The sequence below is a fragment of the Microvirga sp. KLBC 81 genome (assembly GCF_003075415.1).
GTDB lineage: Bacteria > Pseudomonadota > Alphaproteobacteria > Rhizobiales > Beijerinckiaceae > Microvirga.
On sequence record NZ_QDAH01000060.1, the window covers coordinates 1 to 12,209 of the forward strand.

The window sequence follows — 12,209 nt, forward strand, 5'->3', positions numbered from 1 at the left end:
GCTCAAGCAATGGCGGAGAATTGCCACCCGCTACGACAAGCTCGCCACCAACTTCCTCGGCTTCGTCAAACTTGCCAGCATCATGCTCTGGCTCAAATGATTAATTGGTCACTACAGCCTAGGCTGCTGGCGAGATTGTGATGCTCGTCAACAATTACCTCAGCCCGTGCTGCAGCAATCCGCTTGCGAGGTGTGGCTCCGACCCAGCCCGATACCGAGCCGTGAAGGCGCCGCATCGGCGGAGGTCGTGAGGGCTGAGAGCCTTTCCAACGGTTGACCGGGTGGTCTCAACAACCCTCCATTCTACACTGCCATAGCTGAGTGCATCACCATATTTCCGGATTCAACGGAGCTCTGATTAGGCCCAAGCTCCGGATGGCCCTTAGAAGTGGCGCACCAGATCACGTGCAGAAGTTTATTTCGTGAGCTCTCGTATGATTGCGGTCAGCTCAAGGCCGGCCCGCCGAGTTGAGCTGCTGTCGTAATGCTCATCTCCGACTCGCGCACTGTTGTGTTGCAGCACTCCCTGGGTCAAGTGAGGGTGTTCCCCTCCAAAATAGGTCACCGTCGTTCTTGCGGCGCGACGAAATGCGTGTGGACTCAGCCGGACTCCAGCCGTGGCTTCTGTTGTGTCGGTGATTGCCGCCCCGACAGCAGAGTAGGTGAGGGGCTGTCCTGTTGCGGCGATCCATAGCGGGCCGGATAGGTTCTCCAGTAAGCCATCCGGAAGTGGCTGCGTGCCTCTGGCACTTACCCTCTCACTATTGAGGCCGGCAGCCTGTTCTCCGAGGAGAATGGGCCTATAGGTGGTGAGATACCGGGCTATCAGTGGGTTCAGATAGTCCGGCACGCACCTCTCGTCGACTCGGCCGCCCTTCGTGTCCTCGGCCTCGAGGACGATCCACCAGCAGCCGTCAAGATGGCGGAAGCTGGTTCCCAGCATCAGTTCGCCAAAGTTCTTGTGCCGGATGGGGCGAACCGCGAGAAGGGCCATCATCAGTCCATTGCGGGCCAGACAAGCCCGTTTCTTCGGGCTGAGGTGGGAGGCCTTCTCGGCCTCCCGGAACAGAGCTTCCCCTGCCTGTAGCAGCTCATTGGCCGTGACGTCCTCACGTCGGCGCCTCGGGCGAGCTTCGGCCCGCAGATCCGCTTCGATCGCACGCAGCCAAGACAGGTCTCTGTCGGGCGCCAGGATCTCGGTCATCCGCCTCAGCTTGAACACGGACTGGAATAGGGTGACGCTGCTCCAATATGGCTCGACGAGCGCAATAAAGGGTTCCACCGCCTCTGGAGTGACCTGAGCACCGGCTCGTGCACCCGGGTCGAGTTGTCCTGCCTGCGTCAGAGCCCAGAGGAAATAGCCATAGCGCCGCGCGAGATCGTCCTGGGATATACACGCTTCATATGAGAAGCCCGGCCACCAAGGCGAAGCCGCTACGTGGGACGGCATGCCTCAGCCCAGACACGCTGGTCGTCGCTTGGCCAGGCGGAGAGGGGAAGAGAGCGGATCATCTCAGTCACCTCACGCCAGCTGATGAGAGCGCTTGTTCTCACGAACAAGGGCCGCAAAAATCTGATTGGCCTCGAGCGTCTCAAGACCGATGTAGTTGTTCATCGAGGTTGCCGTGCCCTTGTGCCCAAGGACCTTGGCAACGAGCGGATAGTTGCCGGGGAACTTCTTGAGCAGCATCGCGGCCGCGACGTGCCGGAATTGATGTGCGGTGACCCGCAATCCGGTCCGCTGCTCGACCATATTGCGGATCTGGGCACTCAGGAGGTGAGGGGCCTTGAACCGTCCGTTGGTCACTCCCGGAAAGAGCCAGCGCTCATTCGAGCCGCGCAGCAGCACCGGTCGATGTACCTCGATGTACTCGGTTACAAGGGCCGTCAGTTCGGCATCGAACATGAAGTCGAGATCGACGTGGTTCTTCACCTCGTGGGCTTCGTATCTCAGCCAGAAAAGCCCTTTTGGTCCTCCGATCCGCAAGAGATGCTGATCGAGCTTGGTTGCGGCGAGATTGCCGATGCGCACCGGTGCCACCGTCAGGATGGCGATTGCGACAGCGATCTGCGCTTTGAGGGCGGCCTTGTACGGGCTCCTGGCCCGCTGCCGCTGTGCCTCGCGCATCAGGATCTCAGGCGACGCGCTGACCCGCGTCCAGACATTCGTTGACGTGACCGCCCGGATCACATTCCGGTTCTTCTCGGTCAGGCCGTGTGGCTGGTGCTGCTGCGCCGCCGACCGGATCTCGGCCAGTTCCGTCAGGGCCTCAGGCTTCAGGCATTGGCTTCCCCGGGCAATGACAAACAGCCTCCAGGGCAAGTCGACGGTGTAGCGCTTCGGTTTGTCCCCATCTTCCGCCCAATACGCCTCGACCACATCCCGGACCAGAGCCGGATCGAGGAGAACCGATAGGGAGGTGAGGGTCTCAATCGGGTATCCGATCGAGATCGCTTTGCCGGCGAAGGCAATAAGCTCCCGCCGCCGGGTCTGGATGGTTCTGGGCGAGCAGCTCCGCGCGTTTCTCGGTCCGAGCCGCCGCTGCTGGCGGGTGATGCCGTCAAAGTAGACCTCGACTTCGGCCTGGAGGCTCTCGGGAAAGTCCGTCCAAGCGGGGCCCTTGTAGCGCCGGTCCGGCGGCACGATGAGTTGCTGCTTGGGCCAGCCTGCAATGGTCTGGGCACAGAGGTTCCATGCTCGGGCGATTTGACGGTGCTCGTAGAGGCCTTAGCCTTGCGGTGTCTGCTCGGCCCGGTATTGCATGAAGGCAGCGAAGAGCGCCTCGTCCACGTCAGCAGGCCGGAAGTTCCTGTCTGAGCAATACTTGGCAAGCGAGGACAGTCGTTTCTTCTGGGTCTCGTCCGTGAGGCAGCCCCAGAGCGCCACCCAAGCCGGTGACAGTCTTGTACCGCGCTGGGCGCCGGGGATCGACGGCTGGAACCAGCGCAGGGCTGCTCTCAGAGCAGATTGGTGATTGGCGGCCGTGCCGGGCGTCCAGCCGAGTTCGGCGGGATGGATCTGCTCGACACGAGAGCGAACCCTACTCCAGGAGGCAGGCACTTCGTCAGGTCTGCGATCCAGAGCCTTTGCGATCCGCCGAACGGAGCAGGCCAACTGACGGCGCCGTGGCAGCGGGAGTGTCGTGTCATTGGTGAGAGCGGTGATCAGATCCTGAAAGGAAGGCTCCTGGGCAGGGCTCATTATGATCTCCTGAAGATAGCTGGTTGTTCCCCAAGATGTATTGTGATTGACGATAGTTCATATTGTGAATACGTCAAGTAAATACCATCGCATGGTACTTCAATGTACAATCATAATCTACAGCAATCAAAGTATATGTTAATTGATACTCATTCTTTATCGTTCCTGGTGATGCCGCAAACACCTGACGTTGCTTTGCTGCGCCCAGGAAGAGCAACGCCCAGTGCGGGGCGCTGAGCGTCGATGGCATCAGTACTCGCTGGTGGAGGCGCGCGTGTTGGCGGCCTCGTATTCGTCCAGGGCTTCCTCCGCGTACCGGATTGCCCGCCCCAGGCGGAGGTAGCGCGGTCCCGTCCCTTTCATGCGCGCCTTTGCCAGAAAGCTTGCGCTCACCTTGAGGCGCTGCGCCGCCTCTTTCGTCGTCATCAATCGTGGGCTCTTGGTCTTCTCCATCGGTCACCTCAGATACGCATGGCTATCACCGTGCCTCCAGAGGTGTCAGAAGCCTCAAAGGTCGTCACACGACAGAATTGGTGCGCGGCGGATCCTATTTTCGTTTCGAGCTGCCCTTGCCGCGGGCCCGGTCAATCCGTCGGGCGCAGGCGGCCAAGCTCTCTGATTGCATGCCCTCCGGCAGGAAGCGCTCAATTTCGAAGACCAACTCCGTGAAGGGAGTGGAGTAGGGGTTGGCCTCGCGACTGCCTGCCGTCGTCACCTCGATGCCGAGGTGGCCGGCGACGCGGGCCATGAGATCGATCAGGGCCGCCTTCCAATCCGACTGCCGACGGCCTTTGCGGCTGGACGACATGGTAACAACCACGAGCGCCTGTTCGACGGTCGCGTGCATCGCCTCGATCACCTGAAATCCGGTCTCGAGTTCACGGCGTGTGTCCCGGGGCAGGATGCCCGGTCGCCCGAGGGTCTTTGTTGTCGCCAGGATGTTGATCACCTCAACATCGAGATCAAACTGCAAGCCTTCCTTCAGGCCCACCAGAAGCTCGGTGCTTCTGGCGAGGGCGGCCTCCAGTTCACGCAGGCGCTGAACAACACTCTTGCGATTGATCCGAGCTACCTCGTCCCAGTAGGTGCCCGCCACGAAGCGAATAGCGGGCATGAGTTCCTGGTAGGCTGCCGCAGGGTCAGGCATCTCACGCTGGAAGTGCTTTGAAAGATCCAGGACAACCGTTCTGAATTGATCCTCGGTGATCTCGACCGCGTAGATCGAGGATCCGCCGCCAACGAGCGTGTCGAAATCGAAAGATGTCATGACGGTCCCGCTCTGGATTTCAAGCTGCCATCGCTTGTGCGGCCAGCGAAGTCACGTGGACTCCCCAGAGCCGCATTGCTTCGCGGCGCTCGGCCATGAACTCGTGGCGCTGGTAGACAGCGGCAACCCCGGAGATGGTGCCGCTCTGGTGATTGAGGATCTTATCCGCGACGTGCGGCGCCACCCCGAGGCGAGCTATGCCTGAGACGACGGTGCGGCGCAGATCGTGCAAAGTCCAGTCGCCTACGCCGGAGAGCCGATCGAGCCGTGCCTTGGCCTTAGAGTAGCCCTGAAACAGGGTCGTCCCGTCGCCGGAGAAGACCAGGTCGCCGGTTCGAGGCGTTTGGTTCAAGAGGGCGAGTGCTGGAGGGCTGAGGTGGACCGTATGGGGTTTGCCGTTCTTGGCGTGCTCGCCTGGGACGATCCAGAGCCCCTTATCCAGATCCACATGGGCCCAGGCCATGCGCCCAACCTCGTCTCGGCGCTGGCCTGTGAGGGCGAGCATCTCCACGATCGAGCCAAAGGGGAACCCGATCTCCCGGGCTGCTTGCAGAACTTCTGCCAACTCGTCGTCGTCCAGCACGCGATGCCGCGCCTGCTCCCGGGCAGGCGCGGTAACGCCGGCACATGGGGATGTCTCGAGGATGCCTCGCCCGATGCACCAGTTGAAGAACTTGCGGATGGCGGCCAGCACGCGGTTGGCCATGATCGCGAGCCGCGCTCGCGGACCCGGTCGAGCAGCGCAATGACGTCACGCTTGCGGCCCTCGGCCACCGTCCAGGAGCCCCAATAGGGTATGACCTCCCGGTTCAGAATGCGGGTGGTCTCTGCGGCGGTCCGGTTCTGCGCCACGTGGCGGGCGATGAACTCTGCTGCGAGGTCTGCCACCTGCTCGGAGGCAATGCGGCGCTTCGAGATCCGCTTCTCTTCCTGCGGATCGCGTCCGGCAGCGCGCTCGGCTAGAACCTGTTGCGCCTCGACCCGGGCCTGGTGGGGCGTGGTCGGGCCATATTCGCCAATGGTGTACTTGCGCGGATTGCGACGGTCTCCAGCTGGCCGGTACTGGACGAGGAAGACCTTTCGACCGGCGGGCGTGATCTTGAGCCCGAAGCCTTTGAGGTCTTCGTCCCACCAGATCGCGTCACAGTCGCTCGGAGAGGGCAGGGCGTCGATGACACGTTTGGTGAGCTTGCAGCTGGACATGGTAGGAAGGCTCGCGATTGGCTACCTGGACTGCAAATAGGTAGCCAGAAAAATGCAATGCGGGCTATTGTCGGGAATGAAGAACTCACAGAAATGTAGAGTTTGCAAGGGTTTGCGCTACAGTGGCTGTCGCCATCCATCGTCGGGAATGGGTTTATGCCTGACTTTTAATCAGAGGGTCCTGGGTTCGAGTCCCAGCGCGCTCACCAAACTCTTTCAGGCATTTGGCTGCTGTACGAGTTTGGTCCTGCTTCCCAGAAAACCGGGATAGGGAGCAAGATCGGGCGGAAGAGAGATTCTCAAACTCCCCTCGCGCTGCTTCAGAAAGCCACAGTACCAGTGGCAACGTTATAAACCACAACCTGTCGCTATGGCGTAGATCTTCCCAGCGAAGCCGCAAGCCGCGCTGCCAGCGCGGCGTTATTTTTAACCAGGGCGATGTTGGTGGCGAGACTGCGTCCGCCCGTGCTCTCGAAGAGGAATGACAGCAGGAAAGGCGTCACGGCCTTCCCGGCAATGCCGCGGTGCCTCGCTTCAGCAACAGCTTGGTCGATGAATGCTTTCATCTCGTCGGCAGGAATCTCAGCAGCCCTCGGGACCGGATTGGCTATGAGAACGCCGCCGCCAAGGCCCAGCGCTTCCTTGATGTTAATGAGAACAGCAATAGCATCCGGGCTGTCGAGCCGCATGGGAGCGGCCAGTCCGCTTGTCCGACTCCAGAAAGCGGGAAAGTCGTCCGTCTCGTATGCCACAACTGGGACGCCCCGGGTTTCGAGATACTCAAGGGTTCGCGGCAGATCGAGAATGGCCTTAGCGCCGGCACATACCACGGTGACAGGGGTCCGGGCCAATTCGTCAAGATCAGCCGAGATGTCCATCGTGTTCTCGACCCCCTGGTGGACGCCGCCAATTCCGCCGGTAGCGAAAACCCGAAGGCCTGCCAGATGAGCGCAGATCATGGTGGCGGCGACCGTCGTCGCCCCGTGACGCTTCGCGGCAATGGCGTAGGGCAGGTCGGCCCGGCTGAGCTTCATCACATCCGATGCGGTTCCAAGCCAATCGAGCTCCTCGTCCGTGAGGCCGACCTTGATCCGTCCGGCGATGATTGCGATCGTCGCCGGTACCGCGCCATTCTCCCACACGACGGCCTCAACCTCCCGGGCTGTGGTCACGTTCTGGGGGTGGGGCATGCCATGGGTGATGATCGTGGATTCGAGGGCCACGACGGCTCCGCCCCGCTCCAGGGCGGCTCTCACCTCGGGCGCGATGTCGAGGAAGCGGCCATCTATCGCGTGGCTCATAAGGATCCCCCTTCAGGTTTCTGGCTGGCACGTCGCGCCAAAGTTGCTTCCAGGATGGCAAGCGAAAGATCCGGCCGCACACTGGCCGGGCTCTCCAAGGTTAGCGCTGCTGCCACCGTACCCATTCGCACCGCCTCCGCCAAGGAGCGGCCCTTCAGCATGGCAACGAGCGTGCCGGCAATGAGAGCGTCACCTGCGCCAGTCGCGTCGACGATCTGAAGGGGGAGCGCCCCGACCCTCGTGAGTCCGGAGCGATCCATTGCGATCAGCCCACTTTCGCCAAGGGTCAGGACGACCTGCGCGGCGCCGCGTTCGAGCAGGGCCGCCGCGAGATCCTGCGGTGGGGCACTGGACTTGCCCAGGAGGGCTTGTGCCTCATCCAGGTTAAGAAACAGGAGCCCAAGGCTACTCAGGTCGCATGGCAGGCGCACGACTTTCAGCGCTGAAACGGCGTCAACCGCCAGCATCGCGGAGTGATGCCGAGCCAAATTGAGGAGTTCGTGCAGGGTCGGTGAAGGAAGGTTGCAATCGGCAAAGATCCAAGAGGCCGACACCTCGGGCCAGACCTGATGCAACAGGGACGGAGTGAGGGCATCAAAGATCGCCATATCGGCCAAGCCGAGGGCGAGGTCGCCGTTGGGCTCAAGGACAGCCACATATTCCGCAGTCGCATGGTCGCTCGAGACCACGACATGCTGTGTGTCGATACTCAGGTCCATGAGGCCTGTCCGGATCGCGTGGCCGTTCTCGTCCTGGCCCAGGATCGAAATGAGGGAGGACTTCACCCCGAGTCGCGCAATGTTCTCCGCCACGTTGCGGGCCACGCCACCGAACGAGCGCTCGGATGCAGCGGGATTGGACGTCCTCAACTGGATGGGTTCGCTGGTGCGGTATTTTCGATCGACGGTTGCGCCACCGATACAGATCACCCTGCCTGGTTCCGGACTCATGCATTCAGGCCTTTCGCTTAGTGGCGGTCTTGATGGCGCAGATGATATGCCAAGTCGTAGGGTGAAGCACAGTCGTGGGCGGACGTCTTGGGTGTCGATCCTCCATCTGCTGCAGATTGGCAATCAAGCGGATGTGGGGAACCTGCCCGGTGACATATTCGGTAGTGTGGGAGTCCCCCCAACGCGAGTTCTGCGTTCAGATGTGAAGCTCCCACGGCACCTATGACCTCAATCTGTTAGCTCACCAATGAAGCTAAGGTGTGAGCGGAGCGCCTCGGTCGTCTGGAGTGAACGTGACCGATAATAACCATCGACAAGGAGAGGCCGTGACGTTCCCCGGAACGGTCAGGCTTTCTGATCATTGTCATGAATCGGGTCAATCGCCGCTCGCGCGGCGAGCGGGAGCATTGCCGACATGAGTGATGAGCCGAAAATCAAACCCTACACGGGCCCTGCAGGTGGTTGGGGTTCTGTTCGGTCAGTTGAAAGCATTCTGGCGCAGGAGGGGCGGCTCGTCAGCGGAAATGCGGTGCTTCTCAAGCAGAACAAGCCGGATGGCTATGCCTGCGTCAGCTGCGCCTGGGCCAAGCCTGCGGACCCGCACCCCTTCGAATATTGCGAGAACGGCGCGAAGGCTACGGCCTGGGAGCTAACCACGAAACGTGTGACGCCAGAGTTCTTCGCGCAGCATACTCTCAGCGAGTTGAGAACCTGGTCTGATCATGACCTTGAGGAAGCCGGACGCCTGACGCATCCCGTGCGCTGGGATGCGGCCTCAGACACTTACGTTCCCGTCAGCTGGGAGGCGGCCTTCCGTGAGATTGGCCAGGAGCTGAAGGGGCTCGATCCACGGCAGGTGGTGCTCTACTGCTCGGGGCGCGCGTCACTCGAGACATCCTACATGTGGGCGCTGTTCGCCCGGCTCTATGGCACCAACAACCTGCCGGATTCCTCCAACATGTGCCACGAGAGCACGTCGGTCGCTTTGCCCGAGAGCATCGGGGTTCCGGTCGGCACAGTGATTCTGGACGATTTCGAGCAGACGGATTGCATCCTGTTCTTTGGCCAGAATGTCGGCACCAACAGCCCGCGCATGCTGCATCCTCTTCAGGAGGCATCCAAACGAGGTGTGCCAATCATCACCTTCAATCCCCTGAAAGAGCGCGGGCTTGAGCGGTTCACCAATCCGCAAGCCCCGCTCGAAATGCTGACAGGATCGGAAACACGCATCTCGTCGCAATATCATCAGCTGAAGATCGGCGGGGACATCGCCGCTCTCATGGGCATGGCCAAGATCCTGATCGAGTCTGATGACAAGGCGCGGGCCGAGGGCAGCAAGCCTGTTCTCGACCATGCCTTCATTGCTGAGCACACCCATGGTTTCGAGGAGTTCGCGCAGGCGGCCCGGCAAGCCTCATGGCCCGAGCTGGAGCGTCGTTCAGGGCTTTCTAAGGAGCAATTGCAAACCGCCGCGAACGTATACGCCAAAGCGAATGCTGTCATCGGAATCTACGGCATGGGACTGACCCAGCACAAGGCGGGCGTCGAGAACGTACAGATGCTCGTCAATCTGCTGCTTCTGCGCGGGAACATTGGTAAGCCCGGAGCTGGTATCTGCCCGGTGCGTGGCCATTCCAATGTTCAGGGGCAAAGAACCGTCGGCATTGCGGAAAAGCCCGAACTCGTCCCGCTCGACAAGCTGAAGGAGCAATATGGGTTCGAGCCTCCGCGCTGGAAGGGCATGACGACCGTCGAGGCCTGTGAGGGCATCATCAAAGGCGAGGTCAAGGCGTTCGTTGCTCTTGGCGGAAACTTCGTGCGGGCGGCGCCGGAGACGACGGCCCTGGAGAGGGCTTGGACACGCCTGCGCTTGTCCGTGCAGATCTCGACCAAGCTCAATCGCAATCATCTCATCCTCGGTGAGATCTCCTATATCCTCCCGTGCCTCGGACGCATCGAGATCGACGAGCAGGCCACAGGGCCTCAGGCTGTTGCTGTCGAGGACTCGACGGCCTGCATCCACGGTTCGAAGGGCATTGCGAAACCTGCAAGTCCCGATCTCTTGTCGGAGCCTCGGATCGTCGCTGAAATCGCGAAAGCGACGCTGCTATCCAATTCGAAGGTGCCCTGGGATGAGTGGGTTGCAGATTATTCCCGTGTTCGCAACGCGATCGAGGAAACCTATCCGGAGGATTTCCGCGGCTTCAATGAGCGGATGTGGCAGCCCGGAGGCTTCCATCGTCCCATCGCAGCCCGCGAGCGGCGCTGGAAAACAAAGACAGGCAAAGCCAATTTCATCGTGCCCAAGAGTCTCGAGACGGATCTCGGCATCGCGGAGCAGGACAGCGATGTTTTGAAACTAATGACCGTGCGTTCCAACGATCAATTCAACACAACCGTCTATGGCTATTATGACCGGTTCAGGGGCGTCAGGGGCACACGCATGGTGCTGTTCATGAACCGCAACGACATCATTCGCCTGCAACTGGGGGAGGGGGACATCGTCACCCTCACGACGGCCGTCGATGACGGCATCGTGCGGCAGGTGAGCGGGCTGCGCGTTACTCCTTATGAAATACCGGAGGGCTGTTGCGCAGCCTATTATCCCGAGTGCAATCCCTTGATCCCGGTCTGGCATCATGCAGACAAGAGCAAGGTGCCAGCCGCGAAATCGATCCCGATCCGGATCGCCTTGCAGCAGAAGTCTTTGCCGGAGGCGGCAGAATGAACCTGCAGCTGTCACCTATTATCCGGTTGCCACAAGTGAGCGTTGGAAAGGGAGCGTTCGTCACCGGTGAGCGCGTCGTGGCGGAGGAAACGCCCGTTGCCCTGACCTATAACGGATCGACCCATGCTGTGATGATGGCAAGCCCGGCGGATCTGGATGACTTCGCTCTCGGCTTCAGTCTGTCGGAAGGCATCGTCGCTGCACCGGATGATCTGATCTCGACTGAAATCATCGAGCATGAAATGGGATGTGAAATCCGCATGTGGTTGTCCGATCGGTGCAGCGGAGCCTACCGGATGCGGCGGCGCGCCTTGGCCGGCCCTGTCGGCTGCGGATTGTGCGGAGTGGAATCTCTGGCCGAAGCTTGGCGCCCCCTTTCCCGGATCGCCGGCACGCTACGGGTCTCGCCGGAGGCCATTGCCGATGCCATGGCTGATTTGTCCGAGGCTCAGCGCCTCAACCGCGAGGCCAGAGCCATCCATGGCGCAGCTTTCTGGCGTCCAGGGCGGGGAGTGATTGCCATTCGGGAGGATGTCGGCCGGCACAATGCTCTCGATAAGCTGGCCGGCGTATTGGCGAAGCACTCCGAGCCCCCTTCGGAAGGGGCCGTGCTGCTGACCAGTCGCGTGTCCGTCGAAATGGTGCAGAAGACAGCTCGTATGGGAGCGCCGCTCCTTGTTGCGATCTCCGCACCGACAGCACTGGCCGTGAGGGTTGCCGAAGGCTGTGGGATCACTCTGTTGGCCGTTGCCCGCGGGGACAGCTTCGAAGTGTTCACCCATCCTGATCGGGTCGACCTTGTGCATTGTGAGGGAACGAAGTTGCGCTGAGCCGATTGTGTCAGCAGCGAAGCTTCACTCAGGCCAACAGGCCCGACTCAGCAGAGGGTGCGCGGCACAGGCGATGGCGCAACTCTTCACACCGGCAGCAACCACTCTGTTTCGAGTGGCAATCGTGTTGATCGGCGCAGGGGGCGTCGCCACGGGCGTGATGGCCTATGTCTGGGCTCGCGCAGACAGTACGTGGAACGTGGGCAAGCCCGTACCGCAGCCCGTTCCGTTCCGTCACGATCTCCACAGCGGGATCCTGAAGATCGATTGCCGTTATTGCCATTCGATGGTCGAGCGCGCGGCGGATGCCGGCATGCCGTCCGCTCAGACCTGCATGTCCTGTCATTCTCAGGTATGGGTAGGGGCAAGCGTCCTCGAGCCCGTTCGCACGAGCTTTACACTCGGACAGCCGATTGAATGGGCGTCCGTTCACCGCCTCCCTGATTACGCCTACTTCCACCACGCTGCCCACGTCACCAAGGGTGTGTCCTGCGAGACTTGCCATGGCCGGGTGGATCAGATGCCCAAGACTGTGAAAACGCAGACCCTCTCCATGGGATGGTGCCTGGACTGTCATCGCGACCCGGTTCCGAAGCTTCGGCCACGGGAGGCTGTGTTCACTATGGGCTATGAGGCGCATGGCAGGGATCTGCCGGACGATATTCGCGAGTTCTACCGGGAGGCTTCCCGGCGTCTCACCAGTTGCAACACATGTCACCGGTAAATGC

At 61.0% G+C, this 12,209-nt stretch carries 12 protein-coding genes and 2 pseudogenes; 4 read left to right on the forward strand and 10 right to left on the reverse strand.

The genetic code is table 11. The annotated features are described in order from the left end of the window. Positions 1-100 (forward strand): annotated as a pseudogene (locus DC522_RS24965) (IS5/IS1182 family transposase); the annotation flags it as partial. A 315-nt stretch (positions 101-415) separates the two neighbouring features. Here DC522_RS24965 and DC522_RS24970 read toward each other — a convergent pair. The 10 genes and pseudogenes from DC522_RS24970 to DC522_RS25010 form a co-directional block, all read right to left on the reverse strand. Then, entirely contained in the window at positions 416-1,450 is a 1,035-nt protein-coding gene (locus DC522_RS24970; RefSeq protein WP_116531307.1) for a site-specific integrase, read from the reverse strand. A gap of 72 nt (positions 1,451-1,522) precedes the next feature. Continuing rightward, complete coding sequence (locus DC522_RS24975; protein WP_116531308.1) at positions 1,523-2,644, reverse strand: site-specific integrase; 1,122 nt, start codon at positions 2,642-2,644, stop codon at positions 1,523-1,525. 84 nt (positions 2,645-2,728) lie between these two features. Then, complete coding sequence (locus tag DC522_RS24980; RefSeq protein WP_116531309.1) at positions 2,729-3,202, reverse strand: hypothetical protein; 474 nt, start codon at positions 3,200-3,202, stop codon at positions 2,729-2,731. A gap of 73 nt (positions 3,203-3,275) precedes the next feature. Next, the gene (locus DC522_RS35040) at positions 3,276-3,452 is read right to left on the reverse strand and encodes a hypothetical protein (protein ID WP_165820300.1); all 177 of its coding nucleotides are present in this window, start codon (positions 3,450-3,452) and stop codon (positions 3,276-3,278) included. After that, entirely contained in the window at positions 3,452-3,655 is a 204-nt protein-coding gene (locus DC522_RS24985; protein ID WP_116531310.1) for an AlpA family transcriptional regulator, read from the reverse strand. Before DC522_RS24985 ends, DC522_RS35040 begins: the two co-directional genes overlap by 1 nt. Before the next feature lie 94 nt (positions 3,656-3,749). After that, positions 3,750-4,469: a hypothetical protein gene (locus DC522_RS24990; RefSeq protein WP_116531311.1), complete on the reverse strand. Its 720-nt coding sequence runs from the start codon at positions 4,467-4,469 to the stop codon at positions 3,750-3,752. A gap of 19 nt (positions 4,470-4,488) precedes the next feature. After that, complete coding sequence (locus DC522_RS36220) at positions 4,489-5,175, reverse strand: site-specific integrase (RefSeq protein ID WP_245444501.1); 687 nt, start codon at positions 5,173-5,175, stop codon at positions 4,489-4,491. A gap of 272 nt (positions 5,176-5,447) precedes the next feature. Next, positions 5,448-5,672, reverse strand: a pseudogene (locus tag DC522_RS36225) (Arm DNA-binding domain-containing protein); the annotation flags it as partial. A 368-nt stretch (positions 5,673-6,040) separates the two neighbouring features. After that, entirely contained in the window at positions 6,041-6,973 is a 933-nt protein-coding gene (locus DC522_RS25005; RefSeq protein ID WP_116531312.1) for a pseudouridine-5'-phosphate glycosidase, read from the reverse strand. Continuing rightward, complete coding sequence (locus tag DC522_RS25010) at positions 6,970-7,923, reverse strand: carbohydrate kinase family protein (protein WP_116531313.1); 954 nt, start codon at positions 7,921-7,923, stop codon at positions 6,970-6,972. Before DC522_RS25010 ends, DC522_RS25005 begins: the two co-directional genes overlap by 4 nt. Positions 7,924-8,338: 415 nt before the next feature. Here DC522_RS25010 and DC522_RS25015 point away from each other — a divergent pair, with 415 nt between their 5' ends. The 3 genes from DC522_RS25015 (at position 8,339) to DC522_RS25025 (ending at position 12,205) form a co-directional block, all read left to right on the forward strand. After that, positions 8,339-10,651 carry an FdhF/YdeP family oxidoreductase gene (locus DC522_RS25015; RefSeq protein WP_116531314.1) on the forward strand — a complete coding sequence of 771 codons (2,313 nt, stop codon included), beginning with the start codon at positions 8,339-8,341 and terminating at the stop codon, positions 10,649-10,651. Then, on the forward strand, positions 10,648-11,481 hold the full coding sequence (gene fdhD, locus DC522_RS25020) for a formate dehydrogenase accessory sulfurtransferase FdhD (protein ID WP_116531315.1): 834 nt from the start codon (positions 10,648-10,650) through the stop codon (positions 11,479-11,481). The genes DC522_RS25015 and fdhD overlap by 4 nt, the downstream gene beginning before the upstream one ends. Before the next feature lie 73 nt (positions 11,482-11,554). Continuing rightward, positions 11,555-12,205, forward strand: coding sequence for a cytochrome c3 family protein (locus DC522_RS25025; RefSeq protein WP_116531316.1), 651 nt, complete (start codon positions 11,555-11,557; stop codon positions 12,203-12,205). The last annotated feature ends 4 nt before the right edge of the window (positions 12,206-12,209 follow it).

What these genes read in the sequence shown, in the direction of transcription:
- DC522_RS24980 (WP_116531309.1), bottom strand. Translation starts at nt 3,202, where the DNA reads ATGAGCCCTGCCCAGGAGCCTTCCTTTCAGGATCTGATCACCGCTCTC.
- fdhD (WP_116531315.1), top strand. Translation starts at nt 10,648, where the DNA reads ATGAACCTGCAGCTGTCACCTATTATCCGGTTGCCACAAGTGAGCGTT.
- DC522_RS36220 (WP_245444501.1), bottom strand. Translation starts at nt 5,175, where the DNA reads ATGGCCAACCGCGTGCTGGCCGCCATCCGCAAGTTCTTCAACTGGTGC.
- DC522_RS25005 (WP_116531312.1), bottom strand. Translation starts at nt 6,973, where the DNA reads ATGAGCCACGCGATAGATGGCCGCTTCCTCGACATCGCGCCCGAGGTG.
- DC522_RS24970 (WP_116531307.1), bottom strand. Translation starts at nt 1,450, where the DNA reads ATGCCGTCCCACGTAGCGGCTTCGCCTTGGTGGCCGGGCTTCTCATAT.
- DC522_RS24990 (WP_116531311.1), bottom strand. Translation starts at nt 4,469, where the DNA reads ATGACATCTTTCGATTTCGACACGCTCGTTGGCGGCGGATCCTCGATC.
- DC522_RS25015 (WP_116531314.1), top strand. Translation starts at nt 8,339, where the DNA reads ATGAGTGATGAGCCGAAAATCAAACCCTACACGGGCCCTGCAGGTGGT.
- DC522_RS25025 (WP_116531316.1), top strand. Translation starts at nt 11,555, where the DNA reads ATGGCGCAACTCTTCACACCGGCAGCAACCACTCTGTTTCGAGTGGCA.
- DC522_RS35040 (WP_165820300.1), bottom strand. Translation starts at nt 3,452, where the DNA reads ATGCCATCGACGCTCAGCGCCCCGCACTGGGCGTTGCTCTTCCTGGGC.
- DC522_RS24985 (WP_116531310.1), bottom strand. Translation starts at nt 3,655, where the DNA reads ATGGAGAAGACCAAGAGCCCACGATTGATGACGACGAAAGAGGCGGCG.
- DC522_RS25010 (WP_116531313.1), bottom strand. Translation starts at nt 7,923, where the DNA reads ATGAGTCCGGAACCAGGCAGGGTGATCTGTATCGGTGGCGCAACCGTC.